The 23,063-nt window shown below is 69.1% G+C and carries 18 protein-coding genes; 10 read left to right on the top strand and 8 right to left on the bottom strand.

What is annotated here, in order from left to right; all coding sequences use genetic code 11:
• Positions 1-298 precede the first annotated feature (298 nt).
• Entirely contained in the window at positions 299-1,048 is a 750-nt protein-coding gene (locus C1A38_RS09710; protein WP_199180158.1) for a phosphotransferase family protein, read from the top strand.
• 34 nt (positions 1,049-1,082) lie between these two features.
• On the top strand, positions 1,083-1,799 hold the full coding sequence (locus C1A38_RS09715; RefSeq protein WP_102657506.1) for an SDR family NAD(P)-dependent oxidoreductase: 717 nt from the start codon (positions 1,083-1,085) through the stop codon (positions 1,797-1,799).
• Positions 1,800-1,913: 114 nt separating this feature from the next.
• Here C1A38_RS09715 and C1A38_RS09720 read toward each other — a convergent pair whose 3' ends face one another.
• The 5 genes from C1A38_RS09720 to C1A38_RS31135 form a co-directional block, all read right to left on the bottom strand.
• Positions 1,914-2,846 (bottom strand): AEC family transporter, encoded by a 933-nt coding sequence (locus C1A38_RS09720; RefSeq protein ID WP_102657507.1) that lies wholly within the window; start codon positions 2,844-2,846, stop codon positions 1,914-1,916.
• Positions 2,843-2,989, bottom strand: a complete 147-nt coding sequence (locus C1A38_RS31130) for a hypothetical protein (RefSeq protein WP_158244878.1) — start codon at positions 2,987-2,989, stop codon at positions 2,843-2,845. Before C1A38_RS31130 ends, C1A38_RS09720 begins: the two co-directional genes overlap by 4 nt.
• Before the next feature lie 169 nt (positions 2,990-3,158).
• The gene (locus C1A38_RS09725) at positions 3,159-3,449 is read right to left on the bottom strand and encodes a hypothetical protein (protein WP_146017505.1); all 291 of its coding nucleotides are present in this window, start codon (positions 3,447-3,449) and stop codon (positions 3,159-3,161) included.
• A gap of 62 nt (positions 3,450-3,511) precedes the next feature.
• Entirely contained in the window at positions 3,512-4,024 is a 513-nt protein-coding gene (locus tag C1A38_RS09730; protein WP_102657509.1) for a SigE family RNA polymerase sigma factor, read from the bottom strand.
• A 28-nt stretch (positions 4,025-4,052) separates the two neighbouring features.
• Positions 4,053-4,208 carry a hypothetical protein gene (locus C1A38_RS31135; protein ID WP_158244879.1) on the bottom strand — a complete coding sequence of 52 codons (156 nt, stop codon included), beginning with the start codon at positions 4,206-4,208 and terminating at the stop codon, positions 4,053-4,055.
• Positions 4,209-4,352: 144 nt separating this feature from the next.
• Here C1A38_RS31135 and C1A38_RS09740 point away from each other — a divergent pair, with 144 nt between their 5' ends.
• The 5 genes from C1A38_RS09740 (at position 4,353) to C1A38_RS09760 (ending at position 10,328) form a co-directional block, all read left to right on the top strand.
• Positions 4,353-5,261, top strand: a complete 909-nt coding sequence (locus C1A38_RS09740) for a hypothetical protein (RefSeq protein ID WP_102657511.1) — start codon at positions 4,353-4,355, stop codon at positions 5,259-5,261.
• A 388-nt stretch (positions 5,262-5,649) separates the two neighbouring features.
• Entirely contained in the window at positions 5,650-6,366 is a 717-nt protein-coding gene (locus C1A38_RS09745) for an SCO2525 family SAM-dependent methyltransferase (protein WP_199180159.1), read from the top strand.
• Positions 6,367-6,595: 229 nt separating this feature from the next.
• On the top strand, positions 6,596-8,437 hold the full coding sequence (locus tag C1A38_RS09750) for an SCO2524 family protein (protein ID WP_102657512.1): 1,842 nt from the start codon (positions 6,596-6,598) through the stop codon (positions 8,435-8,437).
• Complete coding sequence (locus C1A38_RS09755; protein WP_013733235.1) at positions 8,437-9,366, top strand: SCO2523 family variant P-loop protein; 930 nt, start codon at positions 8,437-8,439, stop codon at positions 9,364-9,366. The genes C1A38_RS09750 and C1A38_RS09755 overlap by 1 nt, the downstream gene beginning before the upstream one ends.
• The gene (locus tag C1A38_RS09760; protein ID WP_238360011.1) at positions 9,351-10,328 is read left to right on the top strand and encodes an SCO2522 family protein; all 978 of its coding nucleotides are present in this window, start codon (positions 9,351-9,353) and stop codon (positions 10,326-10,328) included. Before C1A38_RS09755 ends, C1A38_RS09760 begins: the two co-directional genes overlap by 16 nt.
• A 6-nt stretch (positions 10,329-10,334) precedes the next feature.
• On the opposite strand, the gene C1A38_RS09765 is transcribed toward C1A38_RS09760, so the two are convergent.
• Positions 10,335-11,291 carry an SCO2521 family protein gene (locus C1A38_RS09765; RefSeq protein WP_102657514.1) on the bottom strand — a complete coding sequence of 319 codons (957 nt, stop codon included), beginning with the start codon at positions 11,289-11,291 and terminating at the stop codon, positions 10,335-10,337.
• 267 nt (positions 11,292-11,558) lie between these two features.
• Here C1A38_RS09765 and C1A38_RS09770 point away from each other — a divergent pair, with 267 nt between their 5' ends.
• From C1A38_RS09770 to C1A38_RS09780, 3 genes are all read left to right on the top strand, one after another.
• Positions 11,559-15,773, top strand: coding sequence for a HEAT repeat domain-containing protein (locus C1A38_RS09770; protein WP_102657515.1), 4,215 nt, complete (start codon positions 11,559-11,561; stop codon positions 15,771-15,773).
• A gap of 143 nt (positions 15,774-15,916) precedes the next feature.
• Positions 15,917-16,687, top strand: a complete 771-nt coding sequence (locus C1A38_RS09775; RefSeq protein WP_102657516.1) for a TIGR02452 family protein — start codon at positions 15,917-15,919, stop codon at positions 16,685-16,687.
• A 181-nt stretch (positions 16,688-16,868) separates the two neighbouring features.
• Positions 16,869-20,144, top strand: coding sequence for a hypothetical protein (locus tag C1A38_RS09780; RefSeq protein WP_102657517.1), 3,276 nt, complete (start codon positions 16,869-16,871; stop codon positions 20,142-20,144).
• A gap of 65 nt (positions 20,145-20,209) precedes the next feature.
• Here the strand turns inward: C1A38_RS09780 and C1A38_RS09785 are convergent, their stop codons facing one another.
• Together C1A38_RS09785 and C1A38_RS09790 are read right to left on the bottom strand one after the other, a co-directional pair.
• Entirely contained in the window at positions 20,210-21,427 is a 1,218-nt protein-coding gene (locus C1A38_RS09785; RefSeq protein ID WP_102657518.1) for an iron-containing alcohol dehydrogenase, read from the bottom strand.
• 114 nt (positions 21,428-21,541) lie between these two features.
• On the bottom strand, positions 21,542-23,002 hold the full coding sequence (locus C1A38_RS09790) for an NAD-dependent succinate-semialdehyde dehydrogenase (RefSeq protein WP_102657519.1): 1,461 nt from the start codon (positions 23,000-23,002) through the stop codon (positions 21,542-21,544).
• Positions 23,003-23,063 lie beyond the last annotated feature (61 nt).

A 23,063-nucleotide genomic window follows, 5' to 3' on the forward strand; every position in this document is an offset into this window, starting at 1 on the left:
AGCCACCACCCGCCGCCACCGCGGACACCTCAACCCCGCTTAACTTCGAAGAGCCCCGATGACGGGGCTCCGGACGGAACCGGACGACGAATCGACCTCCCGGTCGCCTGAGGAGCCGCCTACACCCCGCGCGCACCTGAAGCCTCTTCCAAGAGGAACGGCAAGGCGGTGCGGAGCCTCGACTGCGACGTCCAGCGGATGGTCGTGCCGGTGTGGGACGAGTCGGCCAGGGCGCTTGCTTGTGGCGCCGTAACGCACGCAAACAATCCGTGGCGGCGTCGACAGCCAGCCTTCGATAATGACCGGTGTGGAAGAGGTCGCGGTCGTCGTCGCCCACAACGAGCGCGTGACCCTGCGCGTCGGCGACGTGTTCCTGAAGGTCGACAGCGATCAGGCGCGCATCGATGTCGAGGTCGAGGCGATGCGGCTGGCACCCGTCCCGACTCCCGAGGTCCTGTGGCGCAAGCCGCCCGTCCTCGCGATCGCCGCCGTCCCTGGCCAGGCACTCGGCCGTCTCGGTGAGCCGTCACCCGCGTCACCGGCGGCGTGGGCCGCGGCGGGTGCTGCGATCCGGAAGCTGCACGACGCGCCACCGCCGCCGTGGGTCGGTAAGAAGCTCGTCGGGTTGGACGCGGAACTCGAGCGCGAATGCGCCTGGCTCGTCGACAACGGCGTCCTGCCTGCCGGCCTGGTCGACCGTAACCGCGAGATAGCCCAGGCCGCGATTCGGCCGTGGACGCCAGTGTTCATGCACGGTGATCTGCAGATCACCCATATCTTCACCGACGGCGACGAGGTCACCGGGGTGATCGACTGGTCCGAGGCGGCACCTGGCGATCCGCTGTTCGACCTGGCCATCCTGACCCTCGGGCACGAGGAACGTCTCGGCGACCTCCTCGCCGGTTACGGCACCGACGTCGACCGGGACCTGATCCGCGCCTGGTGGTCGCTACGCAGCTTGCTGGCATCCCGCTGGCTGATCGAACACGGCTTCGACCCCTCCTCGCCAGGCTGCGAGTTCGACGTACTGAGATCACAGATGGGTTGACCTCAACCAGAGTTGAGGTGCTTCACTGCCTGCCGTGGATCTTGATGGTGTGCGTGTCGTCATCACCGGTGCGGCACGGGGCACGGGGCGACTCCTGGCCGAAGCGTTCGCCGAACGCGGCGCACAGGTCTTCCTCTCGGCCCGCGACCTGGCGGCGGCCGAGCATGTTGCGGATGCGATCAGCCGGCGAGGGCCGGGTCGGGCTCACGCGTTCCGCTGCGACCTCGCCGTACCGAACTCCGTGCGCGTGTTCGCCGCGGCCGTGGCCGACCGGACGAGCCACCTCGATGTGCTGATCAACAATGGTGCCGCATACCTCGAAGGCGAGGACCTGGCGGACGGCTCCGACGATGCGATCGAAAGCGTGATGGCCGCGGGCGGAACCGGCACCGTGCTACTGACCAAGCACCTTTTGCCGCTGCTACGCGCATCGTCGCGGCCTGACGTCGTCAACATGATCTCCGCGTGCGGCGAGGTGGGGCACCGCCGTTCAGGCGCCCATCCCGCGTTCTACGCGGCCAAGCACGCCCATGCCGGGCTCGCTGAGATCCTGTCGTACCGGCTCCGGCCGGAAGGGATCCGAGTGATCTCCCTGTTTCCACCGGACTTCGTCCAGGACGGGCCGCGGCAGGCGGACAGCGACCTCACCGCGCGGTCGGTCATCGACTGCGTGCTCTTCGCGGTCGGTCAACCACGAGACTGCTTCATCCGCGAGTTCCACTTCGAGCAGGTGCGAAGTCCGTACGCGTGAACGCCCGCGGTGCCAGGCAGCCTGGCTGACGAGGCTTCTCGGCGCAGGTCAACGCGCGCGTTCGCCCACGACCGGAGCATTCACCAGGATTGCCGGACCAGTCAGTTGACGGGCCTACCCGAGCAGCGTCGCCGCGGCGGCCAGGGTCGCCAGCGACAGCGTCGTGGTCACCACCACCGCCCGATTGGCGAACGCCTGGCCGACACCGTACTCCTGGCCGAAGATGAACGTGTTCTGCGCTGTCGGCAGGCCCGCGCACACCACCACGGCGAGCAACTGCGGCGCGGACAGGTGCAAGGCCAGCCCGGCCGCGTACGCGATGACCGGCTGTGCGACGAGCTTCAACGCGGTGATCACAGCCAGCTCGGCCACCCCGACCGGTTCGGCCGGCTCTGCCCGGGACGGCGCCGTGTGGTGCAGGGACGCGCCGAGGGCGACCAGGGCCGCCGGAACCGCGGCACCCGCCAGCAGGGTGAGCGACGCGTCGGCCGCCGACGGCAGTTGTAGGTCGGCAGCCGAGCACGCGACGCCGAGCAGCGACGCCAGGATCACCGGGTTGCGTACCGGCAGGGAGGCGATACGGCGGACCCGTACCCGCCCGGCCGGGTCGCTGTGCCGGTCCAGGGCGACCAGGATCACGGGTGTCACCACCAGCGCCTGCAGCAGCACCACCTCCGCCAGGAACGACACGTCGCCGAGAACCTGCGTGGCGATGGGGATGCCGAGGTTCGCCGAGTTGACGTACCCGGCGGCCATGCCCCAGATGGGCCGTTCGCCGGGTGCGCGACCGAACAGCCGGCTCGCGCCGACCCACCCGAATCCGAGGACCACGGCGGTGCTCACCGCGAAGGCGAGCAGCGGGCGGCCTGCGAACCCGGAGAGCGGCATTCGGGACAGGGCCAGGAACAGGGCGGCCGGCATCGCAAGGTGGAATACGAACCGGCCGAGCACCGACGCCCCCGCCTCGCCCAGCAGGCCCCACCGACAAGCCGCGTAGCCGACCGCGGTGAGAATCCAGATCGGCACGAACGCCGACACCAGGCTCATACAGGCGTCACCGGCAGGCGGGCATCGCACCGGCCCAGGGACTCGCGGGCACCCGGGATGTACGAGTCGAGAGACCTGGCGATGACCTCGACCCGGGCGAGGATGTCATCAACCTGCCGCAGGTACGTCGATCGGGGAGCCACGCGTTCAGCCTCGCATCCCCTCCGGGCCGAGCACACGCCCCGCTCTCGCACGGCTCTGACGGGCCAATCCCCACGTGCACATCGCGGCCGAGCGCAGACGTGCGGCAAGCCCGGCGTGGCCGACTCCGGTCTGTCCAAGCTCGGGCCGCCCGGCCGATGGTTCCTGGAGTCAGGAACCTGCGCCCGGACCCTTCGGATCCACCGGAGGGAAGGGGACAGGGCTGATCGGGACAGGACTGGGCAGGTCGGCCGGCGGGGAGGGGACAGGGCTGATCGGGACAGGGCTGGGGAAGTCCACCGGTGGCTGATCGGCGGGCGCGGACGGCGGGGCGTCCCGGCTCACCGCCAACGCCAGTGGCGTGCCGACCATGAGGGCGGCGACGACGCCCGCCACCCCCACCGAGACGGTGAGGGTACGACGCCGGCGCGCCCGGGCGACGGCGGAGTCTGTCAGGTTCATCGGAACTGCCTCCTCGGCAAGGTCGGTAAGGGTGGATCGGATGAGGTCGTCGATCGGGGTGTTCATCGCTTCAGCTCCAGCACGAGTTCGGCACCGGGCAGCACCTCACGCAGCCGGCTGACCGCCCGGTGGGTCCGGCTGCGGACCGTCCCGACCGAGCAGCCGAGCACCTCGGCCACCTGTTGCTCGGGCAGGTCCTCGTAGTACCGCAGGACCAGCACCGCACGTTGCGCCACGGGAAGGCGCAGCAGAGCTGCCCGCATGGCCAGCCGCAGGTCGGCATGGCAGCTGTCGTCCGGGTGTTCCCGCTCGACCGGCGAGCCGACAAGCGTCTCCCGTAGTCGTCCCCGGCGCCGCCACCAGCTGACCCGCTCGCGGTACATCACCGCGCGCACGTACCCCTCGGGGTCCTCGTGCCGGAGAGTCGGCCATCTGGCATACGTCTTGGCCAGCGCCGACTGCACCAGATCCTCGGCGGCATGCTGGTCGCCGGTGAGCAGGTACGCCGCCCTGATCAGGGCGGCGGTCCGGTTCTGCGCGAAGTCACCGAACCTGGCTCTCGCCTTGTCGTCCAACCGCTGAACTCCGTCCCGTACGCCTCATTCACCACCACAGACGCACGGGATCGCGCCCACTATCCACGAAATGCTGTCCATGATCGTCGAGGTGGAACTGCTCCGGGCCGGCGACCTCGACCACCGCGTTGGCCGGCGCGCCGACCACGACCTCGGCCACCGCGACGACGTCGTCGGCTGCCATCGGTTGGATCAGCACCGGTGCGAGGTGCACGGTGCAGCCGGCTTGCGTTGACTACGGCTCCTAGGATGAGTTCCTTGGTGGATGATTCCGCCGAGATTGCGCCAACGACATCACTCCTTGGTCGGGGTTTAGGGTGGTCATCGAATGCGCGACCTCAAGAGGTTCACGGCTGACTGGGCAATCTCGGTTCTGGGCACGCTGGTCTCTCTCGTCGCAATCGTCGCCACGTTGCTGGCTGGCATCAGCGGGCCGATGAGCGTTGCCCTGGGTCTCACGGGCGTGGCCACGAGCCTGTTGTTCGGGATGATGCAGAAACTCAACGAGATCAAGGAAGAGCAGGCCCGCGCGCACCGCGAACTGGACCAGGGCTGGACGCGAACTGAGTCTGCCCTGCGCTCGGTTACCGAGACGTACGATTTCATCAGCAGAGGCGCCAACCTCGGATTGTTCGACCCCGAGGTCAAGCGGCTGGCGAAGATCGGGCAGGCCAGCCGCGCGGAGAACCTCGATCACATCCTCGTGGAGCAGGCCGTGGCGCGGGTACGAAACACTCTGGACGACCTGTCCGGCCTCGCCGATGGCCGTCTGCAACTCGACTTCACGTACTCCAACGTGCTGCTGGATCTGATGCGCTCCGCCACAACCGAGGTGCTCGGCACGAGCCCGGCCGAGGTTGAGGACGTGTGGTGGCAGTTGCCGCTTTACCGCGAGTATCTGGAGATCCAGCGTTCGCTCATCGCCGACCGCGGTGTCCGAATCTCCCGCATCTTCATCTCCGAGAACGTGACACCGAAACTCTACGACCTCATGGAAATTGAGGCAAATCTCGGGATCAACGTCAAATGGGTGCAGAACCGCCGGATACAGAAGTCGCTTCGCGAGTCATTTGTTGTCATCGACGGAAGGATCATGCACCGGACCGTGTCGATGTCGGACCATGACGACGACAATCACTTCTCGCAGAATGCTGCCGATATCGCGAGCTATGCCGGCAAGTTCCACCGGCTTCTCCCGTTTTCCCAGGACCTGGCTTCCGTGGGGCCGCGGACATGATGGAAAGCCGGCCGCCAACCAGCGCTTGAGCCTGGTGGAGCGCACCGGGCCGGCTCGTGCTGGCCTTGGGAAGAACCCGGTGTCCGTGTGGGCCGCGACGTCGTGAAGCAATCGCACCACGTCAATCGATGTGGATGTGCATGCGCACGCACTGGCGGGCCTCCATCGAGTTCACTCGATCGCTCCTCTGGCGCTGTCCGTGGTGACGTGCCGTCACTTGCGGGCAGGTAACAGGTTCGATACACAATGGCCAGTACACCGAGCGCGCCGGAGCGAGAACCCAGTGTGATCCGCTGAGACCGATGGAGGCACGTCCATGGCGTTGACCCCGGAGGCCGGCGGTCGTGGCGATTCCGCGTCATCCGTGCCGATGCAGTCCCCGGGGCCGGTGAATACCGAGGTCGAGTGGGACAGGTTCGACCCGCAGGCCTATGTCCGGCACAACTACGCGGACCTGCGCTCCGACGACCGGGAGCTGCTCCGCCGAACCCGTGACTTCTTCGCCGCAGCGAAGCTGGCCGACGCGCGTTGTGTCGACGTCGGATCGGGTGCCAACCTCTATCCGGCCCTGACGCTCCTGCCGTTCGCGCACACCATCGATCTGTGTGAATGGTCGGCGTCGAATGTGCGCTGGCTGCGTACGCAGGTCGACGGCTACGACGAACTCTGGGATCCGTACTGGCAGGTCTGCGTCGAGCATCCGGCGTACGCGGCGCTGTCGGATCCGCGACAGCGCCTGGCTCAGGTCGGCCAGGTCTGCCGGACCAGCGTCTTCGACCTGCCGCAGCACACCTGGGACGCCGGCACGATGTTTTTCGTGGCCTGCTCCATCTCGGCCGACCGGGCGGAGGCCGAACACGCCGTCACCCGGTTCCTGCGGGCGCTGCGTCCCGGCGCACCCTTCGCCGTGGCCGTCATGCTCGGATCCGTCGGCTACCGCGTCGGCCTGCGCTCGTTTCCGGCCGTGGCGTTGCACCGCGCCGAGGTGGTGGCTGGCATCGCGGCCGGCGCGTACGACGTGACCGTCCACGAGGAGCGCCCTCGACCGCCGTTGCGCGACGGATACCTGAGCATGCTGCTGACCACCGGCCGCACCCGCGGATAGGCGCCGGCGACCGTCATGGTCGCCCCCGACCGGATGCCCCGGCCTGCCGCGTGGAACCCTGCACCACGTCCTGCGGCTCGCTGACATGCGGGTGGCAGAGCGTCTCCGGTGACACTCGACCGGCCCGTTACCATGACACTGCACATCCGTGCCGGTCATCGTGGATCACCGTGCGCGCGGCAACACCAGCAATTCCGAGTCGGCGACTACATGCAGACGGCGGTGGATCATGCGGATACAGCCGCGCCAGGAGATCCTCGACATCTGGCGGGCCACGGTGCGGAGCTGCTGGGAAAAAGGCGAATGGCACTGGGGCGGCCGAAGCGGTAGCAATTCCATCAATGATGCCGAGCAACTGCTGACCCTGCTGCTGCCCGCATCGAAGATCCCTGCGCTGTCGCTCGACGACCCCGACCGCGCCGACGACGAGGTGATCGAGTCCCTCAATTCCCTCGGCGGTGCGATCGAAATACCCCGACGGCTGGTCACCGTCATGATCGATTACTTCCGGCGGTACACCGCCGAGGACGGCACGCCCGTCTTCGGCGGCGGCGGCTACCTCACCCCCGTCGAGGGCGGCCCGGAGCTCACCGAGGAACAACGTTCCCAGGACATCGTCGACTCGTTCGCCGTCTCCGTCACCCTCACGCTGGCGACCATCGGTTTCGTCAAGGTCTACCGCAGCGCTACCCAGCGACGGGAACTGCTCGCGCAACTGGACGAGTTGGAGACGATGGCCAGCATTCGGCTCACCGCCGCCATGGTGGGCCTGCTGCGCAGCTTCAGCACCTTCGTCTTCACCTCCACCGACGAGTACGGCCGACGACTGTGCGACATGGTCAACCAGGACGAGCTACCGCGCCGGGAACTCGTCGCGGCGCTGCGCGAGCAGTTGCGAGACACCATGGCCAGTCTGCGTAGCGTGGTCATCGGGTCGGGCCGGGTCACCGAAGACCTCGACAACAGCGACATGCTCTTCGAATGCGGCTGGTCGTGGGGCGTCATCGCCGGCGCCGAGGAAGTCCCCACCAGCGAGTCGATCGGTCGGCAACGCGAAGGCTCGGCCGAGAATGCCCCCTACCTCTACTTCACGGTCATCGCGATGGATGCCATCGAAGACCTGAACTCCGAACGTACCCGCCTGCTCGGCCTGCTCAACGAGGAACAACAACGGTTGTCCCGGGCGCTGCAGCTACGCTGGGAGCTGACCCGGACCTACTGGGCGACGGTGGCGACCTTCGGCAACCGTCGGCGATGGCCCATCGAGGACATCCCGTGGCGCACGACCGACGGTGACCGCACCGACTACTACACCCTCCAAGCGACGTCGCTGGCAGTCAAGGGACTGCTCGCGGTCGGACGCGGCGGTGACGAGGAACTCGGCCGCATCGCTGCGGTCCTGGTGGAACTGGCCCAGCGGGCCCGCGTCACCCGACGCGCAACGCCCGGCGAGTCAGCGCTGCTTGTGCACACTCCCGGTAAGCGGGTCACTCTCAATGACGATACGTCCAAGCCGATCATGACGTGGGTCGTGAACGAGTTCTCCACCGTGCTGCTGCAGCGGGCGATCACCGTCGCCGGTCTGCTGAGCAATGCCCGGCGGCGCAGCGAACTGCTCGAGTTGGCCGACGAGGTGTGGGACCACCTGCTGCTGCGCCGCATTCCCGACGGCCGGCACCGAGGGCTGTGGGACCATGCCGGCGGCGCTTTCCCCGGGCTGGCACCCAAGCCGGACGCGCCCTCCTGGTATCTGACCGCGCGGGTCGTACAGGCGCTGGTGAACGCCGGTCAGCTGCTCTGGGATCGGCCCTTCCCGCGCGCAGCCAGGCTCTCCGGGTACGCGCAGGATCTGATCGACGAAGCGGAATACCTGTTCGACCGGGAGTTGATGCGCGGCACGTTCGCCGGCGAGGCGATGCAACGCAGCATGCGCAGCATCCGGGCGAGCCTGCGCCAGGCGCAACTGCTGGTGGACGAACGCCCGGGCACGGCGGCCGCCCTGGCGAACACGCTGCTGCTCCTGCTCAACGACATCACTACCGGGCAGCAGAAAGCCAGCGAGGGGATCTGATGCTGGTCTTCGTCACGTCGCACAAGGGTGGCACCGGTCGTTCGGTGACCGCCGCGAACATCGCCTACCGCAGCGCCCTGTCCGGCCGTCCCACCTGTTACCTGGACTACGACTTCGGCTCGCCTACGGCCGGCATCACGTTTCAGATCCCGGACGCTGTCAACGGGGTGGAGGGCGCCGGACCCAACAACGGCGGCCTGCACCGCTACCTGCGCGGAGAAATCCCGTTTCCCGAGCAGCTGGACGTGTGGGGTAGCTCGGAACGGGCCAGCCTGCGCCAGCGACCGATCGGTTCGGGTCCGCTGGTGCTCCTACCCGGCCAGCGCAACGGCAGTGAGTTCGGTTTCACCAACGACATCGCCAAACGCTGCGCCGAGCTCTTCCTCCGACTGGAAGAGGAGTTCGACCTGACCCTGGTAGACCTCAGCGCCGGCCGGTCGTACGCCAGTCAGATGGTGCTGGCTGCCACCGCGACCCCCGCGCTACGCAAGGTGGTCGCACGCTGGTTGGTCTTCCACCGCTGGACTCCCCAGCACGTCACCGCCGCGGCTGATCTCGCCTTTGAGGCGGGCGGCATCCTCGCCATGGCCAAGGAGTACGGCCACGAGCCGGAGCGGCTGAGGGAGTCGCTGCGTTTCATCCGCACAGCAGTGATCGACTCCCGCGGCCCCGAGGTCGGCCACCTCGACCTCGCGCAGCAGGCATTCCTGCGCAAGTGCGACACGGAACTGTCGGAACTGGCCCGCCGCCGAGGTGTCGGACGCACGACGCTGCTCGGCGCGGTGCCGCTGGACCCGCTGTTGCAGTGGCGCGAACAGCTCATCTCGGACCATGACGTACAAGCCAAGATTGCGAATGTGAAGACGGTGGACGCCATCGTGGAGCTGACCGAAAAGCTCTTCGACGAGACCGCATGGGAAACCGTGTGATCGACGTGGATGTCAGGTTCCAGGAGGCAGCTGCGGTGCGTCGGACAGAGAGCGTGGCGTACTCACATCTGTCGGTCGAGTTGGGCCACTTCTACGCGGACGACTTCGGCAGCGGCTGCCAGGATCTGCGGCGCAGGTTCGCGCGCATCGCCGACTGGTCACCGGCGATCCCGGCACTTGCCCGCCAGGGACTGTCGGCCCCGCGCCAGCCGCGGATCAGCACCTGCTTCATGGTGGACGACTACTTCCACCGATTCGGCTCACCCCGCGAGGTGATCCCACAGGTGCAGAGCGCCGCGGCAGAGCTGGGCCTGGTGTTGGACTACGTGGCTCGGGAATCCAGCTTCGCCCGTCACGGCGGCGTCGAACTCGCCCAGATGGTGGTCGACACCCTCGTGGTGGAGCCACCTCGGCACACCACCGGAAGCCGGCCCCCGCTCAGTGAATCCGGGTGGCTGTCCAACGGCATGCGCTCGCCCGGGTACGTGGACGCGCCGGCGATGACCCTGCCTCGTCCCTGGTCCCCGCCGGTGCAGTCCGGTGACCCCCGGCACTCGATCTTCGTCGACATAGAGCTGTGGTCCGACGAACCGAAGACCCGGGAGTGGGCGTGCGCGCTGCTCGCATCGGTCTGGCAGATGGCCCGGCTGGGCGTGCTGCGACACCGCGGGCAGACGCTGATGCAACCGAGCCGGCTCACCGGCGAGCTGCCCGCCGACTGGGACGAGTTGCCGGCGATCGTCCAGCTCAACCCGACTGCCGCGCCGTTCTGCGCGTACCGCACACTGACCCTCATGGACACCCAGTACCTGCCGGTCGAGCTGGCGGTACGGACCATTCTCGGTCAGGTGGCGGTACCGCCGGCGGTCGCGCAACAGGTCACCCGGCGCGCTGGTGGTGAAGGGCTGGACCTGCCCAGCGAGCTCGTCGACCGGCTGAGTTACGTGTTCATCGGTGGGTGAGTGTGCTCAGCGCCCACATGGCTGGTCGACCGACATGCGGCCCGCCAGGTCACGCAGTAGCGCCAGGTTGCCCACACTGATCTGATCGCGGATCCAGTTCACCGACGAGTTCCACTGGCGGCTGAATCCGGGCACCTGCTCCAACCGGTCCCAGATCGGCCGCAGTCGCGGGTCGACCCGCGCGCCCGGCAACCACAGGTGCAGCAGGTGCTCCAACACCGGACGCAATCGCTCGACATGCTCCTGCCCGTTGCCGGACCGGGTGACAACGGCCTCCATCAGGGAGGAGAGCGTGGTCAGCAGCCAGTCGTGCAACGCGAGGTCCTCGCAGAGACCGGCCACGGCCGCCGGCACGTCCTGGGGGGCGAGCACCAGTTCGACCGTACGCAGGGTCGGGGAGTCCACGGTGACGACGGCCGAGACCTCCCGGTCCGGCTGCTGGCCCACCTGCGCGGTCCAGCGCAGCCGGGTACGCGCCGCACGCAGCGGCGGACGCCGGTCCAGCAGGTCGGACATCTGCACCCCGTCGAGCACCCGCCCGGTGATCGCCTCCAGGTTCAGCACGTCCGTGTCGTGGCCGTGCAGGAACCCCGAGGTCAGGTCGGCGCTGTCCAGCTTGCCGACCGTCTCCAGGACGCCCGGGTTGGCCAGATAGTGCGACCAGGGCTGGCGACGTTCTCCGGCGACGACCTGGATGACCGACGACGCCTGCACGATTCGGCCACCGGTGATGATGGCCCGGGTGACCACCGCGCCCACCCCCCGTAACCTCCTCCGCCTGGCGCTGGGCAGCCAGCAGTCCACGCCGGTGCGCACATCGGGCGAGACCGCATAGAGCGACGGACGGCGGGATGTCAGCACGGCCTCGCCTTCGACCAGGCTGAGTACCTGCGAACTCTGCTCCTGAACCAGCGCCGTGCTGTGTTGAAGCAGGTTGGTGTGCACCTCACCGAAAGTGATCATGGCTTCCTCCGCATCGCCGTCCGCCCGCAATCATCCTGCGGAATGCGACCCCCGCTGATTAACCTCGCCGTGACCTGCGCGGACACCGACCCCATTGAGACCCGGCGAAAACGGAATCGACCCGCGGGTCGGCGTCTGCCCTGGGGGCATCATAGGCCCGACATCGGCGGGAATCCTATGGCGGCGGAGCGTCGCCGGCCGCACGAACGTGACGACGACTGATATTTTCGATAGTGCGGACGCCAGCTACCCCTGGAGTTGCCGTTTATGAAGGTCTACCTTTCGGCCACTCAGAAAGACCTGCTGGAATATCGCGCTGCCGTACACGCAGTGGCACGCCGTCTGGAGATCGAGGACGTCGCCATGGAAGCGTACGGTGCCGACGTCCGACCACCGCTCGACCGTTGCCTGGCCGACGTACGCCGCTGCGACCTCTACATCGGACTTTTCGCCTGGCGCTACGGATTTCGCCCGCCCGGTCAGGAATCCTCCATTACCGAACTGGAGTACCGCGAGGCACTCGCGGCCGGAAAGCCCTGCCTGGTCTTCCTCCTCGCCGAGGAGACCCCCTGGCCGGTCGACCAGGTCGACCGGGGCGCCGACGGCGAGCGAATCGTCGAACTGCGCCGCGAACTCAAGGAACGACACCTGTGCGCCTTTTTCACCAGCGTCGACGACCTCACCGCCAAGGTCACCGCGGCGCTGGCCGACGTACGCAGTGGACGCTCTCCCGCACGTGGACCCGCCGATCCGGACACCCACCTACCCGAAGCCGTACGCAGCCACTACCACAAGCAACTGGCGCTCAGATATCAAGCCGTCCCGGTCGACGCCGTCTCACCACGTCCGACCATCGGCTACCTCACCGTCGGACTGCCGAAATTGTTCGTCGAGCCCCGAGTACACGAGGAAGCCCGCCCGGAGATGCCACTGGCCTGGTGGCGATGGGCCGGCACCACATCCGACGGCGACACCAGCGGCCTACCCGGCGTGGTGAACCCGGAAGAGCTCGAACGACTCTGGGAGGAGTACGCGGCCAAGGACGCGCTCTCGCTGTTCGACGTGGTCTGCGACCCCGGCCGCCGAACGATCGTCCTGCTCGGCGACCCGGGCTCCGGCAAGTCAGCGGCCGCGCAGTACCTGGCACTGGCACTGGCCGGAGCCTGCGACGAACCGCGACTCGCGGCGCTCAACCAGTACCTGCCCGTGCTGATCGAGCTCCGCTCCTACGCCGCGCACCGCGGCGACGGCCGCTGCGACGGCTTACTCGACTACGTCGGCCACCGCCACCAACAGGGATTGACCGGAATCGACCAGGAGGTGCTGGAGTCATACCTGCGCCAAGGCGGCCAAGCCCTCTTCCTCTTCGACGGACTCGACGAGGTGTTCGACCCGGCCCAGCGCGAAGAGGTGGCCGCACAGATCGCCACCTTCGCCAACGAGTATCCGGGAGTGCTGTCAGTGGTCACCTCACGGGCGGCCGGCTACCAGCGACACACATTCGCCAACGCCGGGTTCGACCACTTCACCCTCGAAGACCTCGACGACGAACAGATTACCCAGTTCCTCGACAACTGGTACCGCTACGTGATGCCCACCCCAGCTGTCGAAGCACAACGGCAACGACGACAGCTTCTCGACATGCTGCGCAACTCCCGAGCGATGCACGAGATCGCCGGCAACCCACTCCTGCTGATGCTCATGACGATCGTCGGCCGCAGCCACCCCCTGCCCCGCAACCGACGCCGACTGTACGCACACGTCACCGACGTCCTCATCTCCGAGTGGGACGTGACCAAACAACTGCGGGAGAGCCACGGCGACGTCCCCTCGCTGGACCTGCAGGCGAAGCGTCGACTACTGCGTCACCTGGCATTCCACATGCAGTTCCGGGAATCGGGACCAGCAGGCAACTACATCGACTCCGACGAACTGGGCCGCGTCTTCCGGGACCACCTCGTCGCGTTCTACGGTTTCGAGAACGAGCGGGCGCTCGCCATGGCCTACTCGATGATCGAAAAACTGCGTCACCGAAGCTTCATCCTGGAACGATACGGACTGCGACTGTTCGGGTTCGTGCACCGCGCGTTCCTGGAATTCTTCTGCGCCGAGGAGATCGTGGACAGGTTCGAAAACGACCCCGGTGCCTGGGACCTCGACCGGCTCCGCGCCCTCTTCCGCGAACACTGGGCCGACCCGTCCTGGCGAGAGGTGCTGCGCCTCGTCGCCGGTGCCCTACCCGCCCGGATCGCCAACGACCTGATCACCCTGCTCGCCACCGAGACCACCCAACCCTGGCCGCCGCTGAACCTGACCGCCCCGCCCTGGAACCTGGTGCTGGCCGCACAATGCGTGGCCGAAACCCCACAGCCCGCCGAACTGACCGCTGCGGGTAACGCCGTGCTGTGCCAGATCGTCCTGCTTGTCGAACACGGCATCTCCGCCGACGACCCCAACCTGACCGAGCTCACCGAACAGGAACTGCTCTCGTCGGTGCGGGCACTCGGGCCGAACTGGCCCGGCCGGCACACCTTCCTGAACTGGTACCGCCGCCGCGGCGTACGCACCAGCTGGCGCTCCGGCTCCACCTTTGCCACCCGGATCGCCGCAGCGCTGTCCACCACCGAGGAACACCTGGAGGAACTGCTGGTCCGGGAGCTCCAGCACGGCCGCGAGCGGCAAGCCCACCTCGCCCTGGTCGCCGGGCTCGCCGAAGCCGCCGGCCGGCTGAACGCCACCGACGGCGACCGTCACCGCTACCGGGACATCCTGATCACACAGGCCGGAGCCGAGGTCTCCACCGCCGTTCGGCAGGCCGCCGTACGGGCCCTGATCACTCACTTCGGCGCCGATGCCGACCTCATCCACGAGCTACGCGACCTCACCGACTCGCCCGACCCCGCGGTCCGCGCGCTGGCCGTACAGTCTCTCGGCGGTCGGGCGGAACTCAGCGACAACATCCGCCACGTCCTGCTCCGGGCCACCGAGGACAACGCCGCCACGGTACGACGGGCGGCGGTCGCCGTGCTCACCGCGCGCTGCACCGACCTACCGCACGCACCCGGCACCCTCCAGCGACTGCTGGCCACGGACTCCGATCCCGCAGTCGTGCAGGAGGCGCTGACAGCCCTGCTGGCCCTGCCCGAACACGCCGAGACCGCCCGCAGTCGCGCGCTACAGCGAATGACCGGCGACTCCCCGGACGAGGTGCGGCGCTGCCTGGCGACCAGACTGCTGCCGGGCCGGGCCGGCCCGGAGGAGACCGAGCTGTTGCTGAAGCTGGCCGGCTCAGACAGCTCCGCCCGGCTCCGCGCCACCGCCGTACAGCGGTTGACGCTCGTGCCTGACCCGGACGGCCGCTGCCGGGCCCGGCTGATCGATCAGATCGAACAGGACGAGGACGCCTCCGTGCGGGCTGCCGCCGTGACCGCACTGATCGACCGGGACAGCACCGACGACGCCAGCTGGACCGTGGTGGCGCGGGCGGCTCGCGCCGACGAGGACGCCACCGTACGCCTCGCCGCGGTACGCGCCCTGGCCGAGACCCACCCGGACCCGCGTACCGAAGAACTACTACTAGCCAGCGCCCGACGCGACCCGACCGCCAGCGTCCGACTCGCCGCCGTCGACCTGCTCACCGGCCGACAACTGTTCGGCCGTGCCACCCGCGACCTGCTCATCAGCCGAGCCTTCGAAGAGCGCGACGCGCTCGTCCGACTGCGGGTCACCCGAAGCCTGGCCCGTCTCGCCGACCCACCCGACCCCGCCGTACGGGAGTGCCTGGCCGAACAGGTCAGCCGAGATCCCGACCCGAACGTGCTGCGCGCGGCCGCCGACGCGCTCGCCCGGCACGGCGAGACCGACAGCCTTGTCGAAACACTGTGCCGGCGAGCCCGCCGGGACAGCTACGTCGGCATCCGGTTGGCCGCCGTGCGGACGCTCTGCCGTCACGGCAGTCCCGACGTGGTGACCGACACGCTGCTGGAATGCGTCGAGTCAGACACCGACCCGACCGTGTTCGACGCCGCGGTCTGCTGCCTCACCGAGCAGGGGAGCGCCTCCATGGCGGTGACACTGCGACTGATGCGCCGCCTGTCCGACCAGGACCCGGCGATCCGTGCCCGCATCGCCGCCGCGCTCGGCGAACACTTCGGCACCGACCCCGAGGTTCAGGTGCTGCTCGTCGGACTGGTCCGCGACGACCCGGCCCTGGAGGTCCGGCGCCGAGCGGTGGAACAACTCGGCGCGACCCTGGCCGGCCGGGCCGGAGTGCCGGAGCTGCTGCTCCGGCTGGCCGCTGACAACGACTGGGAAATCCGCCGGACCGCATTGCTGGCGCTGACCCGACACCACTACCGAGACACCCGGACTCGAGAGCTGCTCATACGGCTCGGCCGCCAGCGGGACGACGACACCGTACGGCGCCTGGCCGGGCAACTGCTCGCCACGCTGCCCGACATCACGCCCGACGACTTTCCGTGATCCACGGCCTCGTGCAGGGCCCGGGAAACCGCTTGTCGTCAGCCGCGCTACCTGCCTAGCCTGCTGGCTGTGCGGACCCTTCACCTTCCGACTCACCGAGTGTGCCGGTGAGCGGCCGACTTCGTGAGATCGCTCGCTAGACGGTGGCGATCGCCGAGTCGGGACGCTATCGCAACGCCGCCGGTGATGAGGTCGTCATCGGCGAGGCGGTACGTGCCGCAGTCGCCGGCACGCGCCATCACCTGCCGAACGAGGTCCTCGCGGTGGAAAGCGCGGCGCCTGGCGCGGGTGAGGTGGAGGTGACGTACGAGTCGACGTTGCAGGCGGCTTACCGGCTGGGGCCTGGGGCGGCCTGTCTGGTGTTCGCGTCGGCGAAGAACCCGGGTGGCGGATTCCTGGGCGGGGCGAAAGCGCAGGAGGAGAGCATCGCCCGCGCATCGGCGCTGTACCCGTGTCTGCTTACGGCACCAGAGTTCTACACGTTCCATCGAGGACAGCGGGATCTGCGGTACAGCGACCGCGTCATCTACTCCCCGAACGTGCCGGTGTTCCGTGACGACAAGGGCAACCTGCTCGACCAGTCGTACACCACATCGTTCCTGACCGCTGCGGCGCCGAACCTTGGCGCGATCCTCCGCAACCAGCCCGAGCACGCGACGGACGTACCGGCGGTGCTGGTCCGGCGCGCCCGGCGGGTGCTGCAGGCCGCGGCTGCGCACGGGCATCGGACGCTGGTGTTGGGTGCGTGGGGGTGCGGCGTGTTCCGCAACGACCCCGCCGCGGTGGCCGGTGCGTTCGCCGACGCGTTGGAGATGGTCGACCGATTCGACCGCGTGGTGTTTGCCATCCGCGATGGTCTGCCGGGCACACCGGTGTATCGCACCTTCGTGGAGCGCTTTCCGGAACTGCCGTGAAATCGGCGGCTGGGAGCGCGGACGCACGCCCTCAACAGGCGGACTGCGGCGGCGCTGCTACCCGACGCCGTCCGCAGGCATCTCGGCTCCATCGAGATCCGGCAGATCCTTGCTGACGACGGCTGGCTGCCGCCGAACGGGACGATATATCGATCTCCTCGCGGATGGGGTGGAGGGCAGAATGCACGCTGTGCTCACTGCCACCCATGACCTGCTGAACTCGCTCGATCCGTTGCCCTACCGCAAACGGATGAACCGTCTCGCGCAGTGGGCGCAGACTGCCCCTGACCGGGTGCAGGTGTGTGCCGACCTCCGCGAGCGGGGCCCCTACGAGCGGCACCTCGCTTTCGTCGCGGCGCGGGTGGCGGGGGACAGCGATGGCGTCGTCGCGGCGCTGCGTGATCCCCAGCCATCGATCAGGGGTGCCGCGCTCACCTCGGCGCTGCGTATGGGTCTCCCGATCGGTGAGGTCACCGATCGGCCGGCGGTAGAGCGACGGCGTGTCTATCGGGATCTTCGCCGCCGGCCCGCACCGGACATCGCCGATGCGCTGATCGGCGAGATCCGTGCCCAGTTCGGTGATGAAGAAGCCGCCGCCTTGTTGCCGGCATGCGGCACCGCGACGGTGCGGGCGTTGCTGCCCGACCTGGAGCACGCGACGCGCCTGGAGCGGCTTGTCCGGTGGCACGCCGGCCCGCTGCTGGACCGGGTCCGCGAGCGGCTCGCCGCAGCCCGACCCGAACTGCGGCAAAGAATCTGGGTCGAGGCCGCTGCTGCGGTGCTGAGGTGCGACCCGGCGCAGGCACTCGACCTGCTCGAACGGTACGCGCCTGAGGAGTGGCTACCCGGCCCTCTCACCGCGTACGGGGTGCTCGCGGCGTACGACGCCAGCCGGGTTATCCGGCTGCTCACCGCGCCTGGCCGGGCTGCGTGGCTGCGGCGTTCCGCGCTTCCGCCGGCTGTGCTGCGGCGGCTGGCGGTGCTGCCCACCGACGAGTTGGTGTCGCTGGCCAGTCGGCTCCACGACCGCAGCCGGGCTCTGGCGGCACTGCTCGATGCTGTCGCGCCGGCCCGGCGTGGGGAGCTGTACGACCGTGCCCTGGCCGAGGTCGACACGGCGGCGTGGATACCGAGCGCCGAGATCATGGAGGTGCTGCCAGCCGCGGTCCGGGTGCGTGAGGCGAACCGGGTGCTGGGCCTGCCGAAGATCCGCGAACGGGAGGCCGACGTACGGACCTGGTCGGCGTACCTGAACTGGCCGCAGGCGTCCGCGGCGCTGGAGAACGCGCTGCGTTCGGGCGACGCCGACGAGCGGGCGCACAGCTACACGCTGCTCTTGCAGGCCGCCCGCCGCTCCCGTGACCCACAGGCGGTGGCGGAGGTGGTTGTGCGGCTCAGTCGGCTGCGTAACGAGCAGGATCCGGTCCGGGCCGCCGCGCTCACCGCACTGGCGAGGGTGGCGCCACTGCTCACCGCGGACACGGCAGCCGGTCTCACGCAGCTGAGCACCGACGCGGTCGACGCCCGTGACGCCTCCGCCGCCACCACGACAGCACTGAGTAGCCTCGCCGTCGACGTGCTGCAACACCACGTCGCCGTGCCGCCGCTGTGGGAGTGGGCGCTACTCACGATCGACCTGGTGAGCACCGGTGCCCACGTGCCGGTGCTGCGCCGCTTCGACACGGTGCTGCGGCGAGGGCAGGAGACGCTGGTCTTCCAGCGGCTGCACGACTGGGTCACGGCCGGCATCGACCGGGGCCGGTACGGGCCGCTCTTCGCGCTCAGCTACGCGTTCGGCAAACGAGCCTGGCGCGTGCCGCAACTGCAGGACCTGCTGCGTCGCGCGATCGGCCCGCACACGCTGCCCTCGGTGGCCCGTACCGCAATCGGATTGTGGCTGGACGATCCACGTACGCGTGCGGGCCGCGTCGCCGAGGTAGTCGCGACCGATCCGTCGGCGGTGACGATCGACGAGGTGTGGACGACGATCTGCACCGTCCGCACCGACCTGCTCGACCAGGCGCTGGACCACCGTCCCCGCGGCCGGTTCATCGAGGCGGGAACGCCGTGGGTGCCCGTCCGGGCGGTGCACCCGGAGCGTTGGCTGCCCCGCCAACAGGCCCGCTTCGTGCACCTGCAGGAACTCGTCATCGCCGACACAGGGCAGAAGGTGTGGTTCCGGGCGGCGGCGATCTGGACCGCTGCCCGCGTTCCGGGTGCGGGACGGGAGTTGGTGTTGCGTCACGTCGACGCCCCTGAGGTGGCGATTGCCGAGGCAGCGCTGGGCGCGCTGGTCTGGACCGACCGGCCCGACGAGGCACTGCGGCTCCTGCTGCGGTACGCCGACAGCGACCGGGCTCGGGTCGCGCTGTACGCGGCAGGCCGGGCCGCCCGGCACGTCGCACCGTCGCTGCTGGTGCGGCTGCTCAGCGAGGTGCTCACCGGCGCGGTGAAGATCATCAGCCGGAAGGAGGCAGCTCGGCTGCTGGCCCGCTACGGGCCGCCGCAGACGCTGACGACCCTGCTCGACGTCCACCGACGCCCGGACGCGCACCGCGACGTGCGCGCGGCGATCGTGTCCGCCGCCCGGCAGCGGCTACACACCGACGCGAGCTGGACCATCCTGCGGGCCGCCGTCGACGGTAGCCGGGAGGAGCGCCGCGCCGTCCTCGACGCGTACCCGGACACGATCCCGCACCGACACCGCCCGGCCTACGGCGCGCTCGTCGTCGACGCCTGTCGGGCCACCGACCGTGAGATCCGACGTGCCGCGTTCGTCCAACTCGGGGCCTGGTCACCGTGGCTGACCGGAGTCGCCGACCTCGTCGTGCACCGCCTCATCGACCTTGACGAGACGACCACGTCCAGCGAGGTCGCCGATCTGCTCAAGGCCGGCGGCGACGACGTACTCCGTGATGCGCTGACACGCCTCGTCGCCCGGGATGCCGACGACAACCATCCTGGCGACCCCGCCACGGGTGACCGCCCGCACCGACGCCGCATCGAACTTCTCGCCCGGGGTGCGGCCGTCCGATCCGGCCACCAGCCGCCCAGTGCCGACCGCAGCACACTTGTCGAATCAGCACGCTGGCTCGCCACCCGACCCGGCTTCACCGGCACGGCGACCGCGCTGCTGGTCGACCTTCACCGACTCGACAATCTCGACGAGATCGCCGACCTGTGCGAAGGCCGACCCGTCCTCGCGGTCCGCACCGCCGAACGCGTCGGCGTCCGCCTGCGCAGCCTGCACGAGTGGCCCGACACCGACGCTCTCGCCACCACCATCGTCGACCTGGCAGAGCGCGGCGACCTTGCCGGTGGCCTGTTCGCGGTATCGCTGGTCCGTCACGGCGCCGGCTTCGGATGGAAAACGCCATGGCGAGACCTGCTGATCCGGCTACGCCAGCACCCGGACCTCGACGTGCGCGCAGAGGCATACGCCATCGACATGAGCTGACCGGGGTAGCCGTGTCCCCACCGTTATCGGGGCACCGGTCGCCCGGTCACCATCTCCGCGCGGGCTCAGGACCGTCGGGTTCGGTCGCCGGTCCAGGCCGCTTCGAGGATCGCGGTCAGGCTGGCGGTGTCGGTCGGGCCGGGATGGTTTTGGATCAAGCGGGTGACGCCGCTGGCCATCTCCGCGAAGCGGGGCAGGTCGGCGCGGGCCACGCCGATGTCCGCCAAGGTGGGCGGGATGCCGATGTCGGCGAGGAGCCCGTCGAGCCAGGTGAGGAACGTGTCTGTGGCCTCGGCATCCGAGGCGTCGGTCACGTCGAGCCCGCACACCCCGGCGAGGACGGCCAGCCGGTCGCCGATGGCGTCCCGGGCTGCGTCCAGGGCGTAGGGCAGTAGCAGCCCGACGCCCAGGCCGTGCGGCGTGTGCGTGGCGGCGCCGATGGGGTACTGGAGGGCGTGCGGGGCCGCGTTGCCCGCGTGGGAGAAGGCGAGTCCGGCGAGCATGGACCCGTAGGACATGTCGGCGCGTGCCTGCGTGTCGCCTCCGTTGCTGACGGCACGGCGCAGGCTACGGGCGATGCGCCGTGCGGCCTGGAGCGCGTAGTGGTCGGTGACCGGGTTGCGGCCGAGGAACACCTGTTCCACGGGGTCGCGTGGTCCGTGGGCCCGGGGTCGGGCGGTGTAGCTCTCCACCGCGTGGCAGAACGCGTCGATGCCGGAGTGGGCGGTGACGGTCGCCGGGCAGGTGTAGGTGAGTTCGGGGTCGACGATGGCGAAGTCGGGCACGATGTGGACGCTGGAGACCCCGACCTTGAGGGCGCGGTCCGGGTCGGTCAACACCGAGACAGGGGTGAGTTCGGAGCCGGTGCCCGACGTCGTCGGGACCGCGACGAGAGGAATCGTCGGCCCCGGCACTCTGGACTCGCCGTAGTAGTCGCGCGGCGTTCCGCCGTGGCGGCGGATGACGCCGACGATTTTGGCGAGGTCGATGACCGTGCCGCCGCCGATGGCGAGGATCACGTCGGCGTCCACCTCGGCGGCGGCCGTCACGGCCAGGGCGACGTCGGTGAGTGGCACGTCCGCGGTCGCGTCGGAGAACACCTTGACCGCCTCGACCTTCTCCCGTACGGCGGCCACGATGTCGGCCACGCCCGGCTGCCCCAGAAGCACCTGGTCGGTCACGATGAGGACGCGTGAGCCGCTCTCGGCCACCACTCGGGGGATGTTCTGCGCGACCCCTTCGCCCACGATCAGTTGGCGTGGTCCGCGGACGGTCTCAAGCATGTCGGTGCCTCTCGGAAACGGCGGCGACGATTGGCGGGGCGGACGTCCAGGTCACCTGCGCAACCGCGCCCGGGTGGCGCAGGCACATGCCCGGTGCCCGGGGCAGCAGGCCGGTCACGGGAGGTCGATCGCGGCGTAGGTGAGGTCGAGGTACTCGAGGATGCCCTCGTGCGACCCTTCCCTGCCGATGCCGGACTGCTTCACGCCTCCGAACGGCGCTGACGGGTCCGAGATCAGACCACGGTTGACGCCGAGCATTCCCGTGTCCAGCCCTTCGATGAAGCGCAGCGCACGCCGCAGGTCACGGGTGAAGACGTAGCCGACCAGGCCGTACTCGGTGTCGTTGGCCTTGGCGATCACCTCCTGGTCGGAGGTGAACGAGATGATCGGCGCCACCGGGCCGAAGATCTCGGCCTGCAGCATCCGCGCGTCGTCGGGCACGTCGGTGAGGACCGTGGGCGGGTAGAAGTGGCCCGGCCCGTCCGGACGTTCGCCGCCCACCAGGACCCGGGCGCCGCGACCGACGGCGTCGGCGACGAGGTCGTCGATCGTGGTGACCGAGACGGCGTCGATCAACGCTCCGACGTCCACGCCGTCGTCGAGACCATGACCCACCGACAGCGCGGCCATCCGTTCGGCGAAGCGTGCCGTGAACTCCTCGCGCACCGGTTCCTCGACGTAGATCCGGTTGGCGGCGACGCAGGACTGCCCGATGTTGCGCATCTTGGCCACCATGGCGCCGTCGAGCGCGACGTCCAGGTCGGCGTCGGCACACACGATCAGGGCGGCGTTGCCGCCCAATTCCATGGAGGTACGCAGCACGTTGTCCGCCGCCTGCCGGAGCAGGATCCGCCCGACCTCGGTCGACCCGGTGAACGACAGCTTGCGGGTCCGACCGTCGGCCAGCAGCGCGGAGACCACCTCGCCGGAACGCTTGGTGGTCACCACGTTGACGACGCCCGGGGGAACGCCTACCTCTTCCATGATGCGGGCCAGCAACAGCATGGTCAGTGGTGTCTGGGCGGCCGGCTTGGTGATCGTCGTGCAGCCCGCGGCCAACGCGGGCGCGATCTTGCGGGCGCCCATGGCCAACGGGAAGTTCCAGGGTGTCACGAACACGCACGGGCCGACCGGCTTCGGCACGGTGAGGATGCGGTAGCCGCCTGGGGGAGCGGTGCTGTAGCGGCCCTCGACGCGTACCGCCTCCTCGGCGAACCATCGGAAGAACTCCGCGCCGTAGGCCACCTCGGCCCGAGCTTCGGCCAGCGGCTTGCCCATCTCCAGGGTTATCAGCCGGGCGACCTCCTCGGACCGCTCGGTCAACGCCCGGTACGTGGCGGTCAGCAACTCTGACCGTTTCCGTGGCGGGGTCGCCGCCCACTGGCCCGCCGCCCTGCTCGCCGCGTCCAGAGCGGCGAGCCCGTCGACGACACCGGCGTCCGCCACCTCGGCGATGGTCTTGCCGGTGGCCGGGTCCTCGACGGCAAATGTGGCCCCGCTTGCGGCATCGCGCCAGGCGTCGCCGATGCGCAGCCGCCGGTGCTCGGGGGCCAGGACGTTCGTCGGGTCACTCATCGCGTCGCCTCCTGTGATCATCAACGCTGGGCTGCACCTGGGCGCAGGCAAGGACGAGCCG

Origin of the sequence: Verrucosispora sp. ts21 (genome assembly GCF_002879555.1) — a bacterium.
GTDB lineage: Bacteria > Actinomycetota > Actinomycetes > Mycobacteriales > Micromonosporaceae > Micromonospora > Micromonospora gifhornensis.